Origin of the sequence: Rathayibacter sp. AY2B3, assembly GCF_002931755.1 — a bacterium.
Lineage (GTDB): Bacteria > Actinomycetota > Actinomycetes > Actinomycetales > Microbacteriaceae > Rathayibacter.
Genome location: NZ_PSUG01000001.1, coordinates 246,477 through 268,689, shown reverse-complemented (window position 1 = coordinate 268,689; position 22,213 = coordinate 246,477). Strand labels below are relative to the sequence as shown.

Genomic DNA, 22,213 nt, shown 5'->3' with positions numbered 1-22,213 from the left:
CGCGGCGCGGCCCGGGCCTCTGGAAGACTCGCGGCATGCGCGCCGTCAGCTACTCGTCCTTCTCCGCTCTCCCCGCGATCGTCGAGGTCCCGGAGCCCGTCTGCCCCGTCGACGGCGTCGTCGTCCGCGTCGCGGCGACCGGGGTCTGCCGGAGCGACTGGCACGCGTGGAAGGGGCACGACGACTCGGTCGTCCTGCCGCAGATCCCCGGGCACGAGTTCGCCGGGACGGTGATCGCGACGGGCGGCGAGGTGTCGCTCTTCGACGTCGGCGACCGGGTCACGGCGCCGTTCGTGTTCGCCTGCGGCGACTGCGAGCAGTGCCGGGAGGGTGCGACGCAGGTGTGCCTCCGCCAGCAGCAGCCGGGGTTCACGCTCGACGGGTCGTTCGCCGAGGCGGTGGTCGTGCCGGGTGCGGACCTGAACCTGGTGCGCCTGCCCGACTCCGTCGGCTTCGTCGAGGCGGCCGGCCTCGGCTGCCGGTTCGGGACCTCGTACCACGCCTTGCACGAGCGCGGCCGGGTCGCCCCGGGGGAGTGGGTCGCGGTGCTGGGCTGCGGCGGGGTGGGCCTCTCCGCGGTGATCGTCGCGCTCGCGGCCGGAGCCCGGGTGGTGGCGTCGGACGTCTCCGCTCCGGCGCGGGAGGCCGCGGCCGCGCTCGGGGCGGTGACGGTCCTCGGAGGCGAGGGCGCCGCCGAGGCGATCCGAGCGGCGACCGGAGGAGGAGCGCATCTGGCGATCGACGCCGTCGGCAGCAGGGTCACGGCGGAGGCGTCGATCGCCGCCCTGCGTCCGCGGGGCCGGCACGTGCAGGTGGGTCTGCTCCTCGGCCCCGACGCGGCACCGGCGATCCCGCTCGGGCGGGTCATCGCCCAGGAGCTGGAGCTGCTGGGCAGCCACGGTATCGCCCGGAGCGGCTACACCGCCCTCCTCGACGACATCGTCGCCGGCCGTCTGCGCCCGGCCGACTCCGTCGGCCGCACCATCGCCTTCGAGGACCTGCCCGACGCCCTCGCCGCGATGGACGCCCCCGCCGTCGCCCCCGGCATGACGGTCGCCGTCCTCGGCCCCTGACGGACGTGGTCCGGGGTCTCGACACGTCGCGTCCCGCGGCTACTCGACCGGCATGAAGGAGGCGCGCCCCGCAGTGGGGCAGGGACCGCCGCGCCCTCGCAGAGCCCGCTGACAGCGATCCGCGTGCCAGCGGATCACTGCCGGGCGACGCACCCCGCTCTGCGGAACGCACCACGTCGTGGAGCCGACCGCGCCGCGGCGGGCAGGGACCGCCGCGCCCTCGCAGAGCCCGCTGACAGCGATCCGCGGGGCAGCGGATCGATGCCGGGCGATGCACCCCGCTCTGCGGAACGCACCACGTCGAGAGGCCGACCGCGCCGCGGCGGGCAGGGACCGCCGCGCCCTCGCAGAGCCCGCTGACAGCGATCCGCGTGCCAGCGGATCGATGCCGGGCGACGCACCCCGCTCTGCGGAACGCACCACTTCGTGGAGCCGACCGCGCCGCGGCGGGCAGGGACCGCCGCGGAAGACGACTCAGTCCGTCTCGATGAGGATCCCGTCGTGGATGGCGCGCTTGCGCAGAGCCACCTTCGTGCCGACGTCGATGCCGACGACGCGGTACTTCTCGCGGATCCGCTTGAGGTACGACTTCGCCGTCTCCTCCGAGATGCCCAGCTCGAACGCGACCGATTTCACCGGCTCGCCGCCGCCGTAGAGGGCCATCACACGGCGCTCCTGCGCGCTGAGCTTCGGGGCTCCGTCGGAGTCGCCGGTGGAGAGCGCCATGTCGAGCTCGTGCGAGATGTAGGAGTGGCCGTCCTTGGCCGCGCGGATCGCCTCGACGATCATGTCCGCGTCCTCGGTCTTCACCAGGTAGCCGAGGGCTCCGGAGGCGAGCGCCTCGCGGACCACGGCGGGCTCGGAGTAGGTGCTCATCAGCACGGTCTTCACGCCGGTGGTCTTGAGGGTCGAGAGCTTCACCGAGATCGGGATGTTGTCCTTGAGGTCGAGGTCGAGGAGGACGACGTCGACGGGGAACTCGGGGTGCGTGAGCAGCTCGGGCCAGGAGGCGACCGCGGCCACCAGCTGGATGTCGGAGGCGGCTCCGCGGATCCACTCCGTGAGCGCCCCGAGGAGCATCTTGTGGTCGTCCACGACCGCGAGAGTGATCTTCGCGTCAGCGGTGGGTGTCATCGGTGTCCTTCGGTCGGCGGTCGTCGGCGGTCTCTCGGCGGCTGCTCACCGGTCGGCGGGATTCTCGACCAGGCAGTCGATCTCGATCCGGAGCTCCCCGTCGCGCGAGGTGTCGCGGAAGACGCCGACCTGAGCGATAGCCTCCCACGTCGCAGGATCGACGCCGCGCAAGGGCGCGCCTGAGGAGTGGAGCGTGATCGGCACGAGCAGCCCTCGGGCGGACGTCGCGGCTCCGGGGTCGCGGGGGCTGCCCGATTCGACGTGGAGGACCACGGCGAGCCCGGTCGCGCTGTCAGCGATCAGCCAGATGGCCGAGAGGAGCCCGTCGCGCTGCTGGTGTCCGAGGAGTCCGGCGGTGCCGTCCGGGTCGTCGAGCTCGACGAGCGGTGCGAGCAGCTCGGACTCGAGCACGGCGTGGTGCAGCCAGGTCTCGCGCCGCCCCTCGATGAGGTGGAGGCGGAGCTGGGTGGCGAGCGAGGTCGCGTGGGCGGCGCGCTGGGCGTCGAGGGGCAGCCGGACCGAGCCGTCGCCCACCTCGGCGAGGAGGCGCTCGGCGGCGAGGTCGAGCCGTGCGAGCTCCTCCGAGGCGAGCATCCCCACCGCGTACCGCGGGCCGAGCGTGGTGCTCTGCACGAGGGCGCGGTCGATCTCGAGCTGGACCATCCGGCGGAACCCGCGCATCATCACGACCACGACGACGGCCGGCGCGATCGTCACCACGAGGGCGCTGATGCGCACCGAGAGCGCGCCCGCTCCGCCCGACTCCATCGAGAGGAACGCGATCACCTCGGCGATCGCGACGAGGGCGCTCACCGCGAGGATCTCGATCCCGCGCCGGTGGACGATCAGGGCGGCGTGCGCGACGGCGCCCGCGACCGCGGCGGTGGGGACGGTGCGGGCCGCGCCGGAGTCGGTCACGGCCACCAGGTCGAGCACGACGGCGGCTCCGACGGCGACGAGGAAGCAGAGGTAGACCGGGAGCGGCAGGCGGCGTCCGCCGAGGTGGATCGCGAGGACGGTGGATCCGAAGGCCAGGACGACGAGGACCCAGGCGATCGCCGCGGGCGCGAGGTCGCTGTAGCGGGCAGAGGTCGAGAGGAAGATCAGCAGCTCGTAGGCGAGGATCGCGGCGGCGATGCCGTTGAGCCCGCTGCCGAGGTAGTTGGTGCCGAGCCCCTCCTGCTGGCGGCGGACCGAGCGGGCCGACCGGGACGAGCGGCCGTGCGTGGCGGTCACGCGTCCCAGGAGAGGGGCCCGCGACTCGGGTCCGGGGCTCACTTGGGGACCTCCAGCACCACGGTCGTCCCCGATCCGGGGGCGCTGAACAGGCGGGTGCGGCCGCCGACGTCGCCGAGCCGGGCGATCACCGACTCCTTGAAGCCGAGTTTCGTGTCGGGGACGGTCGCGATGTCGAAGCCCGCGCCCGCGTCCGTGACCATCGCGCGGACGGTCGTCTCGTCCTCGGTGATCGTCACGTCGGCCGAGGCGACGCCGGAGTGGCGGCGCACGTTCTCGAGGCACTCCGCCAGGGCGAGCACGAAGGAGTCGAGAGCCGCGCCGGTGAGAGCCACCTGGCCGGAGCCGTGCCAGATCACGTCGAGCCCCATCCGGCCGAAGCGGTTGCGGACGGTCTCGAGGGTGTTGGCCGCGGGGGCGGAGGTGACGCTGGTCAGCTGGTACGAGCCGGACGCGCTCGGCGTGGGGGTCCCGCCGAGCCGGAGCTGGCGCAGGAGCTGCGCGTCCTGGGCCGCCTGCTGCCGGAGTGCCTCGACCGACACTCCGCGGCCCGAGTGCGCGAGGAGCGTGAGGGTGGCCAGCACCGTGTCGTGCAGGAGCCGCGCGCCCTGCCGGCGCTGCGCCTCCGTCTCGCTGGCCAGGCGCTCCACGCGGTGCGCGTTGCCGATGCTGTCGATCCGCCGCACCACTCGCGGGACCGCGGTGCTGATCCAGAGGGCGAAGCCGCAGAGCGTGCCCCAGGGCAGCAGGCTCTGGACGACCACGGTGGGGATCATGGTGCCGCTCGAGACGAGCACCGACGGGATCAGGCTCGGGAGGAGCACCGGCAGCAGCAGGAGCAGACGGCGCGCGGACGTCGTCACGACCACGGCGATGCTCGCGGTCACGGCGTTCGCGGTGTTGACGAGGACGAACCCGGCGAAGTCGGCGCCCGGAGCGAGCCCCAGCGCGAGGCCCCAGCCCAGCAGCAGGCCGCCGACGGCCACGGCGATCACGCGGCTGCGGCGCCCCGTCCGGGCGAGCTCGACGTGGGCGGCCATCATGCCCAGGAGCAGCGCGACGGCGAACGGCACGGCGGCGGGCTGGAGCGTCCCGGGGATGAGGGCCATGCCGAGCGCCCCCGCCTCCGTGAGCAGGCCGATCCCGCAGGCGGAGTGGCGCAGCAGCCGGTCGCGCTCGCGGGCGCTGCGGATCATCGGCACGCTCTGGCCCCCTCCGGTCGTGGCGCGGGGCTGGCCCCCGTCTCACGATAGCCACTGGCCGGGCCGGTGGGCGCGGTTCGGGGCGTCGAACCGCGCCGGAGTCGGGCGGGTCAGGCCGTCGCGGGATGCGCCAGCAGCCGGGCGAGGTGCGCGCCGACCGCGTCGTCCTCGATGAGGAACCCGTCGTGGCCGAACGTCGAGGTGATCACCGCGACCTCCTCGCCGTCCAGGGCGCCCGGAGCGTGCGCCGCGATGATCCGCTGCCCCTCGACCGGGAAGAGCCGGTCGCTGTCGATGCCGAGGACGAGGGTCGGGCTGGTGATCCGGGAGAGGGCCGCCGCCTCGCCGCCCCGGCCGCGGCCGACGTCGTGCGAGTTCATCGCCTCGACCAGCGTGATGTAGCTGTTCGCGTCGAAGCGGCGGGTGAACTTGTTGCCGTGGAAGTCGAGGTAGGACTCCACCGCGAAGCGGCCGCCGCCGCCGAGCGGGCTGAGCCCCGACTGCCAGCTCCGCTCGAAGCGGTCGTTGAGCTCGGAGGGGCTGCGGTAGTTGAGCAGAGCCATCCGGCGGGCGAGCGCGAGGCCGTGGTACGGGCCCTGGCCGTCGCCGGCGTCGTAGTAGGCGCCGCCCGCGAAGGCCGCGTCGTTGCGGATCGCCTCGAGCTGCACGAAGTTGAGGGCGATCTGGTCGGCCGTGGCCCGCGGGGGAGCGGCCAGGACCGCGAGGCGCGCGACCCGCTCCGCGTGGTCGATCCCCCATTCCAGCGCCTGCATCCCGCCCATCGAGCCGCCGATGACGGTGTGCCAGCGCTCGACGCCGAGCAGGTCGCTGAACTGCGCCTGCGCCCGCACCTGGTCGCGGATGCTCGTGTACGGGAACCGTGCACCCCACTCGTGGCCGTCGGGGGCGAGGGACGCGGGCCCGGTGGAGCCCTGGCAGCCGCCGAGCATGTTCGGGGCGACCACGAAGAAGCGGTCGGTGTCGATCACGAGGCCGGGGCCGACGAGTCCCGACCACCAGCCGTCCGTCGCGTGGCCGGGATCGCCGCGGCCGAGCAGGTGGGAGTCGCCGGTCAGCGCGTGCAGGACGAGGACGGCGTTGTCGCGGCGCTCGTTCAGCGCGCCCCAGCTCTCGTAGGCGATGCGGGCGTGGGGGAGGTGGCCGCCCGCCTCGAAGTCGAACGGGCCGAGGTCGACGAAGCGGCGCCCGCCCGGGTGGTCGCCGTCGCGCCAGGCTCCGGTGGCGGGCGGCTTGCCGATGACCGAGAGGAGCTGGCGCTCGGTGACGAACGCCGACGGGACCGTGTCCTCGAGAGTCTGCTGCCAGTCCATAGCGCTGTCCATCGTGTCAGAGCGCCGCGGGGCGGAGCCGTTTGTTACGCCCTGCTCCCGCATTCCTCCGCCCGAGCGCGGAGCGCCCTGACGCGTCCCCGCGGGCGGGGACCCCGTCAGGGCGCCGAGGGGCCTCAGGCGTTCGCGCGGGAGGCCTCGACGACGGCGCGCGCGGCGCGGAGGGCCTGGTCGAGGTCGGCGCGGAGGTCGTCGACGTTCTCGAGTCCCACTGACAGGCGCACCAGGCCCGGAGTGACCCCGGCCGTCAGCTGCTGCTCGGGCGAGAGCTGCGAGTGGGTGGTCGACGCCGGGTGGATGACCAGCGAGCGGACGTCGCCGATGTTGGCCAGGTGCGAGAACAGCTCCAGCGAGTCGACGAAGGCCCGGCCGGCGTCCACTCCGCCCTTGAGCTCGAACGAGAGCACCGCGCCCACGCCCTTCGGGGCGTAGCGGTTGGCCGCGGCGTACCAGGGCGAGGTGGGCAGCCCCGAGTAGTTCACCGAGGCGATGTCGGAGTGGTTCTCGAGGTGCTCCGCGATCTCCTGCGCGTTCTGCACGTGGCGCTCGATCCGGAGCGAGAGGGTCTCGATGCCCTGGATGAGCTGCCAGGCGCTCGCCGGGGCGATCGAGGCGCCGAGGTCGCGCAGCAGCTGCACGCGGGCCTTGATGATGTAGGCGAGGGAGTCGCCGACCGCGGCGGTGTAGACGGCGCCGTGGTACGACTCGTCCGGCGTGGTGAGGCCGGGGAAGCGCTCGGCGTTCGCCGTCCACGAGAAGCGGCCGCCGTCGACGATCGCGCCGCCGATGACCGTGCCGTGGCCGCCGAGGAACTTGGTCGCCGAGTGGACGATGATGTCCGCGCCGTGCTCGAAGGGGCGGATGAGGTAGGGCGTCGCGATGGTGTTGTCCACGATCAGGGGCACGCCCGCGTCGTGCGCGACATCGGCCACGGTGCGGATGTCGAGGATGTTGATCTTGGGGTTGCCGACGGTCTCGGCGAAGAACAGCTTCGTGTTCGGGCGGACGGCGCGGCGCCACTCCTCGCGGTCGTCCTGGTTCTCGACGAAGGTCGTCTCGATGCCGAGCTTGGCGAGGGTGTACTTGAAGAGATTGTAGGTGCCGCCGTAGATCGAGGACGACGAGACGATGTGGTCGCCGGCCTGGGCGATGTTGAGCACGGCCGCGGTCTCGGCGGCCTGGCCCGAGGCGAGCAGCAGGGCGCCGGAGCCGCCCTCGAGGGCGGTGAGCCGCTCCTCCACGACCGCCTGGGTCGGGTTCTGGATGCGGGTGTAGATGTTCCCGAACTCCGCCAGCGCGAACAGGTTCTGGGCGTGCTCCGCGTTGTCGAAGACGTAGGAGGTGGTCTGGTAGATCGGCGTCGCGCGGGCCTTGGTCACCGGGTCCGGCGCGGCTCCCGAGTGGATCTGCTTGGTCTCGAACTGCCACTTCTCGGAGTCGGTCATGGTGCTTCCCATCGGATCGTCGGGGTCGGGGACGGGGCCGTTCTCCGTCGCGACGAGCGTACGCGGGGGTCCGCCGGGCGGCCAGGACCGCCGACACACGGGGTAACGGCCGTCAGCGCCGCTCGGGCTGCCGGTCGCGCTTGGCGCCGGTGGGGTCGGCGCGGTCCGGGCGCCGGGGCCTCTCATCGGCCGCCGGAGCGAAGAGCCAGGCTGCGCGGGGCTCGACCAGCCGGTGGAAGACGGTGCGGGTCCAGCCCAGCGAGAGCGCGACCGAGACCGCGACGCAGAACACGATCATCAGCACGAGGGCGAGCGTGCTCTCCGTCCGCGAGAGGATCCCGGACTCGCGCAGCGGATAGAGGACGAAGCTGTGGAGGAGGTAGACGTACATCGTCGACTGCCCCCAGGCCGTGAGCGCGGTGCGGCGGCGCGGCACCAGCGCGAACAGCGCGAGCGAGAGCACGACCGCCCCGGACATCAGGGCCAGCCGCACCAGTCCGGCCCACCACTGGGTCTCGCCGAGGGCGTCGTAGGGGCGGTCGTAGAAGAACCAGTAGCGCAGGTCCGCCGCGCGGAACGCCTCGATGTTGACGGTCATGACGACCGCCGTGACCGCGAAGAGGACGACGGCGAGGATCCGGGCGAGGAGCACCCGCGACGGCGGCTGGGCGAGCCAGCGGTCGACGGCGGAGCGGCCGCCGGGGGCGAAGCCGCGCAGGCGCCAGCCGAACACGAAGAAGGGCAGGATCCCGATCGCGCGGGCGAGCGAGAAGGTCGAGTCGATGTTGTCGTAGTAGCTGACCCCGACCGCGAGCACCACGCTGATCAGCAGCGGCCAGCGCAGCAGCGCCAGGTAGGGGAGGACGAGGCGGAAGATCCCCAGCGCGAGCAGGAACCACAGCGTCCAGCTCGGCTTCGTGGGGTTGAACTCCTGCTTGCCCTCGACCAGGAACTGCACCAGGGTCCAGATCGTCTCCATGATCAGGTAGGGCAGGAGGATGTCGGTCAGCACCCGCCGCATCGCGCGCGCACTCGGTGCGCCGCTCTTGGAGAAGTAGCCCGAGATGATCGCGAACGCCGGCATGTGGAAGGCGTAGATCGTCAGGTAGACGATGAGCGAGGTGTCGGAGTTGGCCGTCAGCCGCTGGACGCCGTGCCCGATCACGACGAGGGTCACGCAGACGAAGCGCGCGTTGTCCCAGAGGGGCACGCGGCGCTTCGGGGCAACGGCTGTCCCGGCGGTCGCGGGAACCGGGTCGGCGGGCGGCACGCGGCCAGACTAGCGTTGGGCTGCGACGACGGCGTCGACGGTGTCCGAGGCTTGACGGAAGGGGACGGGCGTGGATCGACGCGTTGTCGTGACAGGAGCGAGTTCAGGGATCGGGGCGGCCACGGTCCGCCTGTTCCGCGAGCACGGCTGGGAGGTCGTCGCCGTCGCGCGCCGGCGCGACCGGCTGGAGGCGCTCGCCGCCGAGACCGGCGCCGGGTACTTCGCCGCCGACCTCACCGACGCCGCCCAGGTCGATGCGCTGCGCGACCACCTCGCCTCCTCCGGGCCCGTGCACGCGCTCGTGAACAACGCGGGCGGCGCGCTCGGACTCGACTCGGTCGAGAAGTCCGACCCCGAGGACTGGCGCCGCATGTTCGAGATCAACGTGCTCTCGGTGAAGCTGGTGACCAGCGCGCTGCTCCCGCTGCTGCGCGCCGGGATCCGGGGGAGCGGGACCTCCGCGGACATCGTGACGGTCACCTCGATCGCCGGCCACGTCGCCTACGAGGGCGGAGGCGGGTACAACGCCGCCAAGCACGCCGCGCACGCGCTCGTCGCCGTGCTGCGGCTCGAGCTGGCCGGCGAGCCGATCCGCGTGATCGAGATCGCGCCGGGGATGGTGCACACGGACGAGTTCTCGCTGGTCCGCTTCGGCGGCGACCGGGAGCGCGCCGACGCGGTCTACGCCGAGGTCCCCGACCCGCTGGTCGCGGAGGACGTCGCCGCCGCGATCGTCTCCTCGGTGGAGCTCCCCGCGCACGTCAACCTCGACCTGGTGACCATCAAGCCGGTCGCGCAGGCGGCCCCGCACAAGGTCGCGAAGGGGCCCCTGGCGCCGCGCACCCGACCGATGTGACGCGGAGGCCCGCGACGGCCTAGCCTGTCCCTCATGGTTTCCGACGCCGACGACTCCGCCGCCCTCCTCGCCGCCACGGAGAAGGAGGTGCTCGGCTGGCTCGAGTTCGGCGACGCCGCTCGGCACCTGGCCGACGACGTGGTCGCGTCGGGCTACCGGCCGGAGCTGGTCGTCGCCATCGCGCGCGGCGGTCTCCTGCTCGCGGGCGCCGTGGCCTACGCGCTCGGCATCAAGAGCTGCGGGGCGCTGAACGTCGAGTTCTACACCGGCGTCGAGGCGCGCCTGGCGGAGCCCGTGGTGCTGCCGCCGCTGCTCGACGAGGCGTCGGTGCGCGGCAAGCGCATCCTCCTGGTCGACGACGTCTCCGACTCCGGCCACACCCTCGCCCTCTCGGTGAAGCTCATCCGCGCGATGGGCGCCGAGGTGCGCACCGTGACCCTCTACACGAAGCCGCGCACGGTCCTCGAACCCGATTTCTTCTGGCGCCGCACCCCGCGCTGGATCGTCTTCCCCTGGTCGGCCCTGCCCCCGGTGGACGGAGCCCTCGCCGAGGACGACGAGTGAGCGTCCACCTGATCGGCGGCGGAGGCGGCGTCGAGCACGACCAGCAGCTGTACGGGGCGTTCCTCGCGGAGGCGCGCGCCCACGCCGTCGACGCCGGCCGGATCGAGGGCCCGCGCATCGCGATCGTCGTCGTCCACGACGGACTCGGCCCCGAGGCCTACGCCGGCTACGCGGCACTGCTCGCGACGGTCGGCCCGCTCGACGCGTTCGCCGTGATGAAGCCGGAGGGCGGCCGGATCGATCCCGCGGTCTTCGACGACGTCGACGGGGTCTTCGTCGGCGGAGGGCTGACGCCGGCCTACCGCGACGCCCTCGAGGCCTGCTTCCCGCGCCTGCGCGACCTCGTCTCCTCCGGTGTGCCGTACGCCGGCTACTCGGCGGGAGCCGCCGTCGCGGCCGACCGCGCCCTCGTCGGCGGCCACCGGATCGGCGGCGTCGCCGTGGCCCCGGAGGGCGCGGCGGAGGAGCTCGACGAGGTCACGGTGCTCGAGGGCATCGGCCTCATCGACGTGACGGTCGACGTGCACGCCGCTCAGTGGGGCACCCTCGGCCGCCTGGTCGCCGCCGTCGAGGCGGGCCTGGTCGACGGCGGCGTCGCGCTCGACGAGTCCACTGTGCTGATCGTCGGCACCGGCGCGCTCCGCGTCGGCGGCGCCGGCTCGGTGTGGCGCGTGAGCGGGAGCGACGCCGGAGTCGTCGTCGCGACGCTCGCGGCGACCTGACCCGGTGGACCTCGCGGAGCTCGCCGCCTCGGGACTGATCGACCGGGGCTGGGCGGAGGCGCTCGCCCCGGTCGCCGGGGACATCGCCGCGATGGGCGACTTCCTCCGCAGCGAGGTCGCGGCCGGCCGGCCCTACCTCCCGGCGGGCCGCGACGTGCTCCGCGCCTTCGCCGCCCCGCTCTCGGACGTGCGCGTCCTCATCGTCGGACAGGACCCGTACCCGACACCCGGGCACCCGATCGGGCTGTCCTTCGCAGTCGAGCGCCACGTGCGCCCGCTGCCGAGGAGCCTGCAGAACATCCACCGCGAGCTCCGCGACGACCTCGGCGTCGAGCCGCCCGAGCACGGCGACCTCAGCGGCTGGACGTCGAGCGGCGTGATGCTGCTGAACCGGGTCCTCACGGTCGCCCCCGGCTCTCCCGCCTCGCACCGCGGCAAGGGCTGGGAGGCGGTCACCGAGCACGCGATCCGCACCCTGGCCGCACGGGACTCGCCTCTCGTCGCGATCCTCTGGGGCCGCGACGCCGCGTCGCTCCGCCCGATGCTGGGGGAGGCCGGAGTGATCGAGAGCGCGCACCCCAGCCCGCTGTCGGCCTCGCGGGGCTTCTTCGGCTCCCGGCCGTTCAGCCGCGCGAACGCCCTCCTGGAGGAGCGCGGCGCGGAGCCGGTCGACTGGAGCGCTCTCGCGTGACCGGGCGCTCGCCCCTGGGGCGGCTACGCTGGCCCGGATCGATGGGCGGAGCCGAAGGGGAGCCGGATGCTTGAGGAAGAGTACGAGAGCCGGCGCGTCCTGCCGCCGCACCTGCGGAAGGCGCCGCCTCCCGAGCCCGGCTTCTCGTTCGAGATCCGCGACGCCCGCGACGCCGACCTCCCGGACATCCGCGAGATCTACAACCACTACGTGCGCAACACGGTGGTGACCTTCGACGAGGACGATTCGACGCTGAAGGAGTGGCGGACGAAGTTCTCCCGCAACCAGAAGCTCGGGCTGCCCTTCATCGTCGCCGTCTCGCCGTCGGGCCAGATCCTCGGCTACGCGATGGTGTCGCCGTGGTCGTCCAAGCGCGCCTACCGCTTCACCGTGGAGAATTCGATCTACCTGCGGGCGGCCTCCACCGGGAAGGGCCTCGGCCGCGCGCTGATGACCGAGCTCCTCGAGCGCGCGAAGGCGGTGGGGATCCGGCAGATCATGGCCGTCATCGCCGACAAGGGCGCGGAGGCCTCGCTGGCGATGCACGCGCAGTTCGGATTCGTCGAGGTCGGCCGCATGGGCCGGGTCGGCTTCAAGTTCGAGCGCTGGCTCAGCACCGTCCTGCTGCAGAAGACCCTCAAGTAGGCCCGACCCGCCCCTGCGAATGCGCCTCATCGACAGGTGCCGGGGAGCGCTCCGTCCCTACACTGGTCGGCATGGAATGGCTCGTCCCGCTCATCGTCGTCGTCGCGCTCGTCGTCATCTTCGGGGTGTACCTCTGGGCGACGTACAACTCGCTGGTCACCCTCAACGTCCGCGTGGACGAGGCGTGGAGCGACATCACCGTCCAGCTGAAGCGCCGCGCGGACCTGATCCCCAACGTGATCGACTCCGTGAAGGGCTACGCCTCGCACGAGCGGCAGGTCTTCGAGTCGGTGACGCAGGCGCGCGCTGAGACGCTGCAGGCCCAGGGCCCGGCGGAGGCGTCGGTCGCCGAGGACCACATGCAGAGTGCGCTGAAGTCGATCTTCGCGGTCGCGGAGGCGTATCCGCAGTTGCAGGCGAGCCAGAACTTCCTCCAGCTGCAGGGCGAGCTGGTCGACACCGAGGACAAGATCCAGTCGGCCCGGCGCTTCTACAACGGCGGCGTGCGCGAGATGAACACCAAGGTGAAGGTCTTCCCGAACACGCTCTTCTCGCGCCGGCTCGGGTTCTCGGAGCGCGAGTTCTTCGAGGTCGGCGATCTCGCCGCGATCTCGGAGCCCCCCCGCGTCCAGTTCTAGGCAGCCGCCGTGTACAGCGCCATCGCCCGCAACAAGCGCAACACGGTCCTGATCCTCGTCCTCTTCCTGGCGGTCATCGGCGGCCTGGGCGCCCTGGCGGCAGCGGTCTACCGCAGCACGACGATCGTCGTGGTGGTGCTCGTGATCGCCGCCGCCTACGCGTTCTTCCAGTACTTCTTCGCCGCTCGCCAGGCGGTCGCGCTCAGCGGCGGCGTTCCGGTGGAGAAGGCGGACGAGCCGAGACTGTACCGGATCGTCGAGAACCTCTCGATCGCGACGGGCACCCCGATGCCGCAGGTCTACCTGATCGACGACCCGGCGCCGAACGCGTTCGCGACCGGCCGCGACCCCGAGCACGCCGTCGTCGCCGCGACGACCGGCCTGCTCGCGATCATGGACGACGCCGAGCTGGAGGGCGTGATGGCCCACGAGCTGGGCCACGTCCGCAACTACGACATCCGCGTCTCGATGATCGTGTTCGGTCTCGTCGTCGCGGTGGGCTTCCTCTCGGACGCCTTCCTCCGCCTGGCCTTCTTCGGGCGGGGCGGCAACGGCAACGGCGGGGGCAACCCGGCGCTCCTGATCGTCGGGCTGGTGTCGATGGTCCTCGCGCCGATCGTCGCCTCGGTCGTGCAGCTCTCGATCTCCCGTCAGCGCGAGTACCTCGCCGATGCCACGAGCGCGCTGACGACCCGCCACCCCGACGCCCTCGCCCGCGCCCTCCTCAAGCTCGAGTCCGCGGGACGCCCGATGCAGCGGCAGAACAGCTCGATGGCGCACCTGTGGATCGCCGACCCGTCGAAGCCGGGAGTGGTCGCGCGCCTCTTCGCGACCCACCCTCCGATCGCGGACCGCGTCGCCCGCCTCTCCGAGATGGGCTCGCGCTTCTAGCGGGTCCCTCCGGCAGCCGCCCCGTCGTCGATCGCCGCCCCGCCCGGATCACGCCTCGGGGCCGCGGTGCACGTGTCACCGCGCCGGACGGGACGTCAGCCGGTCGGAGCCGCGAGCGGTCCGCCGTCGACGGTCGTCAGGTACTCGGCGAAGACCGGCGCCGGGTCGGTGCCGCTCGCGGCCGCGTCGACCAGCGCTCGCCGGACCAGGGCGAGGACGACGGTGGCCAGCACGGCCGCCCGGTGCCGGGAGGTGCGGCCGAGCCCCATCCGCTCCGCGAGGAACGGCGTCAGCGCCTCCTCGCCGTCGTGCAGGGACTGGGCCCAGACGGCGCGCATCGCCGACGTCTCGGTGAGCAGGGGGATGAGTCGGAGCGTGCGGTCGAGCTGGGGACCGGAGGCCGCCGCGGCGAAGGCGTGGCCGAGCGCCGCGTTGAGCGGCTCGGCGGGCGGACGCTCGAGGAGGGCGCGTCCCATCGCCGCGATCGCGGCGGCGAGCACCGGGCGCACGCAGTCCTCCTTGCTGCCGAGGTACCGGTGGAAGGTCCGGAGGGAGACCCCGGCCGCGTGGGCGAGCTCGCCCGTGCCGACCCCGACGACGGTCCCGCGCTCGAGCAGATGGGCGACGCAGCGCTCCGAGAGCGCGAGCGCCAGGACGCCGCCGGGCGCGCTCACGCGGTCCTCCTCAGCGCGACGGCGAGGGCTGCCGCGAGGTCGCCGCGGCCGACGACCTCGATGGCGTCGAGGCCCTGCCAGCCCGCCGCCTCGACCAGCAGTGCGGCGAGCCGCTCCGGCGTGCCGGACGGAGCCCCCGGCTCGAGCCAGGCGGCCTGCACGAGGAGGACTCGGCGCCTGCGCTCGCTCTTGAGGTCGACCCGGGCGGCGATCACGTCGTCGAGGAGCACGGGGAGGACGTAGTAGCCGTGGACCCGCTGCTCGGCCGGGGTGTAGATCTCGATCCGGTAGTGGAAGCCGAAGAACAGCTCCGCCCTCGGGCGGTGCCAGACCACGGGGTCGAACGGCGAGAGGAGTGCGTCCGCCCGGAGCGTGCGGGGACGACGGGAGTCGACGTGGCGCCAGAGCGGCACCGGCCTCCTGCCCCGCTCCCAGCCGCGCACCTCGACGGGCTCGAGCTCGCCCGCCTCGACCAGCTCGTCGATCGCGACGCGGGTGGGGGACCGGAGCAGCCGGTGGTAGTCGGCCAGATCGCCGAGGGTGCCGATCCCGTGGGCCCGCGCCGCCCTGCGCACGAGCTCGCGGACGGCGTCGGGGAGGGGCACCTCGGCGTCGAGCACCTCGCGCGGGAGGAGCCGCTCGGCGAGCCCGTAGGAGCGCTCGAAGCGCGTGCGCCCCGCCGTCACCACCTCGCCCCAGCGGAACAGGACCTCGAGGCCGCGCTTGATGTCGGACCAGCCCCACCAGGGGCCCGTGCGGACGTTGGCCTCGTGCTCGATCTCGGAGGCCCGGAGGGGACCGTCGGCGAGCGCGGCGCGGAGCCAGTCGAGGGTGGCGCGGTTCTCGTGGGCCCAGCCCTCGTGCTCGGGCAGGCGGACCCGGCGGTAGTGCTTCATCCGCCAGCGGTAGAGCGGGAGGTCCTCGCGGCGGACGAGGGCGGCCTCATGGGCCCAGTACTCGACGTAGGGGCCGTCCGGGGAGAAGGCCGCGGCGTCGAGGAGGGAGCGGTCGTAGGGGCCGAGCCGCGCGAGCAGCGGCAGGTAGTGGCTCCGCTCGAAGACGTTCACCGAGTCGAGCTGGAGCGGGCGGATCCGGTCCACGGCGGCGCGCACCCGGCGCGCGTCGACCCGGGAGGGCCGGGGGACGCCGAACCCCTGCGCCGCCAGGGCGATGCGGCGCGCCAGCGCGGGGGAGAGCTGCTCGGTCATGGTCCGCCCACGCTAGCGAACGCCCCCGACACCGCCGTCCCCGATTCGGCCCCCGGCGTTTTCCCGGCATTCACCGCCGCGCTCCCTCGCCGACTCGCGGCGCTCCTACCGTGCCCGAGGCCGTCCCACCGGGGCGGCCCACCCGACTCCTGGAGGACCCTTGACCATTCAGCGCCTGTCGCGCACCGCCGCGGTCGCCGCCGCCGGCACCGCCCTCGTCTTCACGCTCTCGGCCTGCTCCGGCGGCGCCACCGCCTCGTCCGACGGCGGCGGCGCGGACGCCGCGTCCGCCACGTCCGCCGCGGACCTCGGCGGGCTGGACGCCCTGGTCGAGGCCGCGAAGGCCGAGGGCGAGCTCAACGTCATCGCCCTGCCCGACACCTGGGCGAACTACGGCGAGCTGATCAGCGGCTTCGAGGACGAGTACGGCATCACCGTGAACTCCGCCGACCCCGACGTCTCCTCCGCGGAGGAGATCAGCACGGCCGAGAACCTCGCCGGGCAGGACACCGCTCCCGACGTGTTCGACCTGGGGCCGGCCGTCGCGCTGGCGAACACGGACATGTTCGCGCCGTACAAGGTCGAGTCGTGGGACGACATCCCCGAGGGGAACAAGGAGGAGTCGGGCCTCTGGGTCAACGACTACACCGGCCTGATGTCGATCGGATTCGACGCGGACGCGGTGCCCGCGCCCACGTCGCTCGAGGACCTCCTCGGCGCCGACTACCGCGGCTCGGTCGCGATCAACGGCGACCCGACCCAGGCGGGAGCCGCGGCGGCCGCGGTGCAGCTCGCGGCCCTCCAGTCCGGGGGCTCCGCCGACGACGTCCAGGCGGGGATCGACTTCTTCGAGAAGCTGAACGACGCCGGCAACTTCCTGCCGCTGGACCCGACCGACGCGACCATCGCCTCGGGCGAGACCCCGGTCGTCTTCGACTGGAGCTACAACAACCTCGCCGCCGGGAAGGCGAACGAGGGCACCCGCGAGTGGACCACGACCGTCCTCGCCGGCTCCGCCGTCGGCAGCTACTACAACCAGGCGGTCAACGCCGATGCTCCGCACCCCGCGGCCGCCCGGCTCTGGCAGGAGTACCTCTACTCCGACGCTGCGCAGAACCTCTACCTCGCCGCCGGCGCCTACCCGGTGCGCCTGGCCGCGATGACCGAGGCCGGCACCGTCGACCAGGACGCGCTCGACGCCGTCGGCGCCGCTCCCTCCGACCTCGTCCAGTTCACGGAGGAGCAGACCGAGGCGGCCTCGTCGCTCCTCGCCGAGAAGTGGGCCGCGGCGATCCAGTGACCACCGCTCCCGCCGAGGCCGTCTCCGGGGCGTCCGCGCCCCGGGGACGGCGCGGTGCCCCGGCCGTGCTGGGCGTCGCCCCCTTCGCGCTCTACGTCCTGCTGTTCCTGGCCGTTCCCACGGTCCTCGCGGTGGCGACCGGATTCGCGGACGGAGACGGCCGCTTCACCACGGCGAACGTGCTGGCGCTCGCGGATCCCGTCGTGGTGTCCGCCTTCGGCGCGTCGCTCGGGCTCTCGGCCGTCACCGCCGTCGTCGGCGCGGTGCTGGGCGCGGTCGTGTGCCTGGCGCTGCTCGGCTCCGATCCGCGCGGGGCGCTCCGGACCGTCGTCGATGCGGCGGCGAGCGTCCTCGCGCAGTTCGGCGGCGTGATGCTCGCGTTCGCGTTCATCGCGACGATCGGCGTGCAGGGACTGGTGACCACCCTCCTCGCCGGAGCGGGCGTCGACCTCTACGCCGACGGCGTGTGGCTCTACCAGCTGCCCGGGCTCGTCCTGCCCTACCTCTACTTCCAGGTGCCCCTGATGGTGCTCACGTTCCTGCCCGCGCTCGAGGGCCTGCGTCCGGAGTGGGCCGAGGCCAACGCGGTGCTCGGCGGGGGCCGGCTCGGCTACTGGCGGCACGTGGCCGTCCCGGTGCTCGCGCCGTCGTTCCTCGGCTGCGTGCTGCTGCTGTTCGCGAACGCGTTCTCGTCCTTCGCCACGGCGGCGGCGCTGATCAGCCAGGGCGCGCAGATCGTGCCGCTGCAGATCCGCGCCGCGCTGGTCAGCGAGACGGTGCTGGGCCGCGAGAACCTCGCGGGCGCCCTCGCGCTCGGGATGCTCGCGGTGATGGTGGTCCTGATGTCCGGGTACGCGCTGCTGCAGCGCCGAGCCCGGCGGTGGCAGCGATGAGGCCCGCGCGGCTCCTGTCCTGGGCGGTGCTCGTGATCACCGGGCTCGTCTTCGCCGTCCCGATCGTCGCGATGGCGGAGTTCACGCTCCGCGGCGCCGGCGGCCACGACCTCTCGCACTGGACGGGGATCCTCGACCCGGAGAACGAGCGCGCCTACCGCTCGCTGTTCCAGGGGATCGGCAACTCGCTGGTCCTCGCCGTCGTCACCGCCCTCATCGTCCTGGTCCTGCTGGTGCCGACGATGCTGCTCGTCGAGATCCGGCTCCCGCGCCTGCGCCGGGCTCTGGAGCTGGTCTGCCTGCTCCCGCTGACCGTGCCCGCCATCGTCCTCGTCGTCGGCCTCGCGCCGGTCTACTCCGTCGTCACCCGGGTCGCCGGCTCCGCGCCGTGGACGCTCGCTCTCGCCTACGGGGTGCTGGTCCTGCCCTACGCCTACCGCGCTGTGGCGGCGGACCTCGCCGGGCTCGACGCCGTGACGCTCTCGGAGGCGGCCCGCTCGCTCGGCGCGGGCCCGCTCGCGGTGCTCGGGAGGGTCCTCCTGCCGAACCTGCGCCGGGGCCTGGTCGCGGCCGCGCTGATCACCGTCGCGGTCGTCCTCGGCGAGTACACGATCGCCTCGCTCCTCAGTCGCACCACTCTCCAGACCGGCCTGGTGCAGGTGTCGAAGTCCGACGCCTACGTCGCCGTGATCTTCTCGCTGCTCTCCCTTCTCTTCGCCTTCGCCCTCCTGCTCGGGATCGGCCGCCTCGCGCGGATCGGCCTGCCGACGGGCCGGGCGCGCTCCTGGAAAGGCTCCTCGTGACCGCTCCCACTCTCCCCGGCGCCCGCGTGCGCTTCGTCGACGTGGAGCGGCACTACGGCTCCGCGCGGGCGCTCGACGGCGTCTCGTTCGACGTGGCCCCGGGCGAGTTCATCGCGCTGCTCGGCCCCTCCGGCTGCGGCAAGACCACCGCCCTGCGCGCTCTCAGCGGTCTCGAGCGGATCGACGCGGGGCGGATCCTCGTCGACGAGGAGGACGTGGCCCACGTCCCCGTCGCGAAGCGCGACATGGGCATGGTCTTCCAGTCGTACTCGCTCTTCCCGCACCTGCGGGCGCGCGAGAACGTCGAGTTCGGGCTGCGCACCCGCGGAGTCGGGGCGCGCGAGCGCCGAACGGCCGCGGGGGAGGCGCTGGAGGTCGTGGGCCTCGGCGCCCTCGGCGACCGCTACGCGCACGAGCTCTCCGGCGGCCAGCAGCAGCGGGTGGCGCTCGCGCGCGCCCTCGTCACGCGGCCGCGGGTGCTGCTGCTGGACGAGCCCCTGTCGGCCCTGGACGCGAAGGTCCGCGTCCAGCTGCGCGACGAGATCAAGCGCCTGCAGTCCGAGATCGGCATCACCACGTTCTTCGTCACGCACGACCAGGAGGAGGCGCTCGCCGTCGCCGACCGCGTCGCGGTGATGAACGCCGGGCGGATCGAGCAGCTGGGCGCACCGGAGGACCTCTACGCGCGCCCGGCGACCGCTTTCACGGCCCGCTTCGTCGGCCTCTCGACCGTGGTCGCGGGGACGGTCTCGTCGGGATCGGTCCTCGCGCTCGGCGTGCGCCTGCCGCTCGTCGACGCGGCGGCGGCGGACGGGCCCGTCTCGGTGTTCCTCCGCCCCGAGGATCTCGCCGTCGTGGCCGACGGCGCTCCCGACTCCCTGCCCGGAGTCGTCCTCGCCTCGAGCTTCCTGGGTCCGGTGCGGCGCTCGACCGTCCGGCTGTCGACGGGTGAGGAGGTCACCGTCCAGCACGCGTCGGGGCACCGCCTCGAGCCGGGGGAGCGGGTCGGCGTGCTGCCCGCGCGGCGCCCGGTCGCGGTCGGCCCGGCACCGGAGCAGGCGGCGGTCGGCGCCGCCGCATGAGCGCTCCCCGGGGATACCGCGCGGGGTATGCGCCGGGGCCTAGTCTGGGTAGATGAGACTCGGCAGGTCCCGCCGCACCTCCGGCCCGCGCGCCGTCCAGCCCGTCGCGCCCGTCGCCCCGGCCACTCCCTCCCGGCCCGCTCCCGTCGCCGATTCGGCCTTCGTGAGCGACGGGATGCGCATCGCGGGCGCCTGGGCCTGGCGCGTCCTCGTCGTGGTCGCGGCGCTCGCGGTGCTCGTGCTGCTCGTCATCGAGCTGCGGCTGATCGTCATCCCGCTCCTGCTCGCGATCGTGATCGCCGCTCTGCTCGTGCCGTTCTCGAGCTTCCTCCAGCGGCACCGCTGGCCCAAGTGGGCCGCCGTCGTCCTGGCGGAGCTGGGGATCGTCGTGGTGATCGGCGGGCTCCTGTTCCTCGTCGTCACCCAGGTCTACTCCGGCTTCGACGACCTCAGCCGGCAGACCGTGCAGTCCTACGACGACTTCAAGGCCTTCCTCCTCGAGTCGCCGCTCCACCTCACCGAGACCGACATCAACCAGTACGCGCAGCAGGCGCTCACGGCCCTGCAGCAGGACTCGGGGATGGTGGTCAGCGGGGCGCTCAGCGTGGGCTCGACCGTCGGCCACCTGCTGACGGGCGTGCTGCTCACCCTCTTCTCGACGCTGTTCATCCTCATCGACGGGCCGAACATCTGGAGCTGGGTCGTCCGCCTCTTCCCGCGCCGCGCCCGCGGAGCCGTCGACGGTGCCGGTCGCGCCGGGTGGGTGACGCTCACGAACTTCGTGAAGGTGCAGATCCTGGTCGCGTTCGTCGACGCGGTCGGCATCGGCCTCGGCTCCTTCCTCCTCGGCGTCCCGCTCGCGATCCCGATCGGCGTGCTGGTCTTCCTCGGCTCCTTCGTGCCCGTCATCGGCGCCGTGGTGACGGGAGCGCTGGCCGTCTTCATCGCGCTGGTCTACAACGGGCCGCTGATCGCTCTCTTCCTGCTGATCGTCGTCCTGGCGGTGCAGCAGCTCGAGGGCCACATCCTGCAGCCGCTGATCATGGGATCGGCGGTCAAGGTCCACCCGCTGGCCGTCGTGCTCGCGGTGGCCGGAGGCTCGATCATCGGCGGCATCGCCGGAGCCTTCTTCGCGGTGCCCGTCGTGGCCACGCTCAACGTCATGGTCAAGTACGTGGCGAGCGGAGCCTGGCGCTCGCCGACCCGAACCCCCGAGAGAGTTGCCGCAGAGAATGCAGACTAGCCGCGTCGTCGGACCCGCCCTCCACGAGTACGAGGCGGCCCGCGCCGTCCTCGCCCCCGTCATCGCCGCCACCCCCATGGAGACGAGCACCTTCCTCGCGCAGGTCCTCGGCTCGCCCGTGTTCCTCAAGTGCGAGAACCTCCAGCGCACCGGCTCCTACAAGATCCGCGGAGCGGTGTTCCGGATGTCGCGGCTCACCCCGGAGGAGCGGGCCCGCGGTGTCGTGGCGGCCTCGGCCGGCAACCACGCGCAGGGCGTCGCCTACGCGGCGCGGGAGCTGGGGATCAAGGCCACGATCTTCATGCCGATCGGCGTCGCGCTGCCCAAGCTCGCAGCCACCCGCGACTACGGAGCGGACGTGGTCCTGAGCGGCCACATCTTCAACGAGGCGCTCGCCGCGGCGGCGGAGTTCGCCGAGCGCACCGGCGCGGTCTTCGTGCCGCCCTACGACCACCCCGACGTGATCACCGGCCAGGGCACGGTCGGCCTCGAGATCCTCGAGCAGGCCCCCGCCGTCGAGACCATCGTGGTGCCCATCGGCGGAGGCGGCCTCATCGCCGGAGTCGCGTCGGCGGCCAAGCAGAAGGCGGCCGAGGAGGGGCGCACGCTCCGCGTCATCGGCGTGCAGGCGGCGAATGCGGCACCGTATCCGCTCTCGCTCGCGAGCGGCGAGCCGACCGCGATCACGATCTCCCCGACGATCGCCGACGGCATCGCGGTGGCGAAGCCGGGGCAGCTGAACTTCGCGATCATCCGCGAGATGGTGGACGAGGTCGTCACCGTGGAGGACGACGACATCGCCCGGGCTCTGCTGGTGCTGCTGGAGCGGGCGAAGCTCGTGGTGGAGCCGGCGGGCGCGGTGGGCATCGCGGCCATCCTGACCGGGAAGATCCGCGACGCCGGAGCGACCGCGGTGATCCTCTCGGGCGGAAACATCGATCCGCTGATGATGGAGCGGGTGATCAGCCGGGGCCTGGCCGCGTCGGAGCGCTACCTCAAGATGAGCATCGGGCTGCCGGATCGTCCGGGGCAGCTGTCGCGCATCGCGGAGCTCATCTCGGAGGCGAACGCCAACGTGGTCGAGGTGCTGCACACCCGGCACGGCCGGGGCCTGCAGATCAGCGAGGTGGAGATCGAGATCAGCGTCGAGACCCGCGGCCCCGAGCACGCCGACCGCGTCATCCAGGTCCTCACCGACGCCGGCTACGCCCCCCGCATCTCCCGCAACTGACCGCTCTCGGGCGCCGCGTCCGCGGTCCCCCCGCGTGGCCGGCGTCCTCTGCTCGGAGAGGCT

Annotated in this window: 22 protein-coding genes; 14 read left to right on the top strand and 8 right to left on the bottom strand. The window is 73.1% G+C overall.

Annotation, left to right across the window (positions count from 1 at the left end):
- Positions 1-35: 35 nt before the first annotated feature.
- Entirely contained in the window at positions 36-1,073 is a 1,038-nt protein-coding gene (locus tag C5C24_RS01205; protein ID WP_104304086.1) for an alcohol dehydrogenase catalytic domain-containing protein, read from the top strand.
- Positions 1,074-1,547: 474 nt separating this feature from the next.
- On the opposite strand, the gene C5C24_RS01200 is transcribed toward C5C24_RS01205, so the two are convergent.
- The 6 genes from C5C24_RS01200 to C5C24_RS01175 form a co-directional block, all read right to left on the bottom strand.
- A complete protein-coding gene (locus C5C24_RS01200; protein WP_104224447.1) occupies positions 1,548-2,207 on the bottom strand; it encodes a response regulator in 660 nt (219 codons plus the stop codon).
- Between the two features lie 45 nt (positions 2,208-2,252).
- On the bottom strand, positions 2,253-3,443 hold the full coding sequence (locus tag C5C24_RS01195; protein ID WP_146082488.1) for a hypothetical protein: 1,191 nt from the start codon (positions 3,441-3,443) through the stop codon (positions 2,253-2,255).
- 38 nt (positions 3,444-3,481) lie between these two features.
- On the bottom strand, positions 3,482-4,639 hold the full coding sequence (locus C5C24_RS01190; protein WP_104275278.1) for a sensor histidine kinase: 1,158 nt from the start codon (positions 4,637-4,639) through the stop codon (positions 3,482-3,484).
- A gap of 116 nt (positions 4,640-4,755) precedes the next feature.
- Entirely contained in the window at positions 4,756-5,976 is a 1,221-nt protein-coding gene (locus tag C5C24_RS01185; protein WP_104275277.1) for a homoserine O-acetyltransferase, read from the bottom strand.
- A 134-nt stretch (positions 5,977-6,110) separates the two neighbouring features.
- Positions 6,111-7,439: a bifunctional o-acetylhomoserine/o-acetylserine sulfhydrylase gene (locus C5C24_RS01180; RefSeq protein WP_104304107.1), complete on the bottom strand. Its 1,329-nt coding sequence runs from the start codon at positions 7,437-7,439 to the stop codon at positions 6,111-6,113.
- 112 nt (positions 7,440-7,551) lie between these two features.
- Positions 7,552-8,649, bottom strand: coding sequence for an acyltransferase family protein (locus C5C24_RS01175; protein ID WP_104304085.1), 1,098 nt, complete (start codon positions 8,647-8,649; stop codon positions 7,552-7,554).
- Between the two features lie 130 nt (positions 8,650-8,779).
- Between C5C24_RS01175 and C5C24_RS01170 the strand changes: the two genes are divergently transcribed.
- The 7 genes from C5C24_RS01170 (at position 8,780) to C5C24_RS01140 (ending at position 13,716) form a co-directional block, all read left to right on the top strand.
- Complete coding sequence (locus C5C24_RS01170; protein WP_258064998.1) at positions 8,780-9,565, top strand: SDR family oxidoreductase; 786 nt, start codon at positions 8,780-8,782, stop codon at positions 9,563-9,565.
- Between the two features lie 33 nt (positions 9,566-9,598).
- Complete coding sequence (locus C5C24_RS01165; RefSeq protein WP_104224441.1) at positions 9,599-10,129, top strand: phosphoribosyltransferase; 531 nt, start codon at positions 9,599-9,601, stop codon at positions 10,127-10,129.
- Complete coding sequence (locus tag C5C24_RS01160; RefSeq protein ID WP_104304083.1) at positions 10,126-10,851, top strand: peptidase S51; 726 nt, start codon at positions 10,126-10,128, stop codon at positions 10,849-10,851. The genes C5C24_RS01165 and C5C24_RS01160 overlap by 4 nt, the downstream gene beginning before the upstream one ends.
- A 4-nt stretch (positions 10,852-10,855) precedes the next feature.
- Positions 10,856-11,542 (top strand): uracil-DNA glycosylase, encoded by a 687-nt coding sequence (locus C5C24_RS01155; protein ID WP_104304082.1) that lies wholly within the window; start codon positions 10,856-10,858, stop codon positions 11,540-11,542.
- A 66-nt stretch (positions 11,543-11,608) separates the two neighbouring features.
- Positions 11,609-12,187 (top strand): GNAT family N-acetyltransferase, encoded by a 579-nt coding sequence (locus C5C24_RS01150; protein ID WP_104275272.1) that lies wholly within the window; start codon positions 11,609-11,611, stop codon positions 12,185-12,187.
- A gap of 71 nt (positions 12,188-12,258) precedes the next feature.
- The gene (locus C5C24_RS01145) at positions 12,259-12,825 is read left to right on the top strand and encodes a LemA family protein (protein ID WP_104304081.1); all 567 of its coding nucleotides are present in this window, start codon (positions 12,259-12,261) and stop codon (positions 12,823-12,825) included.
- Between the two features lie 9 nt (positions 12,826-12,834).
- Positions 12,835-13,716, top strand: a complete 882-nt coding sequence (locus C5C24_RS01140; protein ID WP_104304080.1) for a M48 family metallopeptidase — start codon at positions 12,835-12,837, stop codon at positions 13,714-13,716.
- 95 nt (positions 13,717-13,811) lie between these two features.
- Here the strand turns inward: C5C24_RS01140 and C5C24_RS01135 are convergent, their stop codons facing one another.
- Both C5C24_RS01135 and C5C24_RS01130 read right to left on the bottom strand, forming a co-directional pair.
- Positions 13,812-14,390, bottom strand: coding sequence for a TetR/AcrR family transcriptional regulator (locus C5C24_RS01135; RefSeq protein WP_104280905.1), 579 nt, complete (start codon positions 14,388-14,390; stop codon positions 13,812-13,814).
- On the bottom strand, positions 14,387-15,598 hold the full coding sequence (locus C5C24_RS01130) for a winged helix-turn-helix domain-containing protein (protein ID WP_104304079.1): 1,212 nt from the start codon (positions 15,596-15,598) through the stop codon (positions 14,387-14,389). The genes C5C24_RS01135 and C5C24_RS01130 overlap by 4 nt, the downstream gene beginning before the upstream one ends.
- Positions 15,599-15,758: 160 nt before the next feature.
- Between C5C24_RS01130 and C5C24_RS01125 the strand changes: the two genes are divergently transcribed.
- The 6 genes from C5C24_RS01125 to ilvA are packed head-to-tail and all read left to right on the top strand — an operon-like array spanning position 15,759 to position 22,150.
- On the top strand, positions 15,759-16,898 hold the full coding sequence (locus C5C24_RS01125; RefSeq protein WP_104304078.1) for an ABC transporter substrate-binding protein: 1,140 nt from the start codon (positions 15,759-15,761) through the stop codon (positions 16,896-16,898).
- A complete protein-coding gene (locus C5C24_RS01120; protein WP_104304106.1) occupies positions 16,895-17,791 on the top strand; it encodes an ABC transporter permease subunit in 897 nt (298 codons plus the stop codon). The genes C5C24_RS01125 and C5C24_RS01120 overlap by 4 nt, the downstream gene beginning before the upstream one ends.
- A complete protein-coding gene (locus C5C24_RS01115; protein ID WP_104304105.1) occupies positions 17,788-18,594 on the top strand; it encodes an ABC transporter permease in 807 nt (268 codons plus the stop codon). Before C5C24_RS01120 ends, C5C24_RS01115 begins: the two co-directional genes overlap by 4 nt.
- Positions 18,591-19,676 (top strand): ABC transporter ATP-binding protein, encoded by a 1,086-nt coding sequence (locus C5C24_RS01110; protein WP_104280902.1) that lies wholly within the window; start codon positions 18,591-18,593, stop codon positions 19,674-19,676. The genes C5C24_RS01115 and C5C24_RS01110 overlap by 4 nt, the downstream gene beginning before the upstream one ends.
- Before the next feature lie 52 nt (positions 19,677-19,728).
- On the top strand, positions 19,729-20,919 hold the full coding sequence (locus C5C24_RS01105; protein WP_104304077.1) for an AI-2E family transporter: 1,191 nt from the start codon (positions 19,729-19,731) through the stop codon (positions 20,917-20,919).
- Positions 20,909-22,150 carry a threonine ammonia-lyase gene (ilvA, locus tag C5C24_RS01100; RefSeq protein ID WP_104275265.1) on the top strand — a complete coding sequence of 414 codons (1,242 nt, stop codon included), beginning with the start codon at positions 20,909-20,911 and terminating at the stop codon, positions 22,148-22,150. Before C5C24_RS01105 ends, ilvA begins: the two co-directional genes overlap by 11 nt.
- Positions 22,151-22,213: the final 63 nt, after the last annotated feature.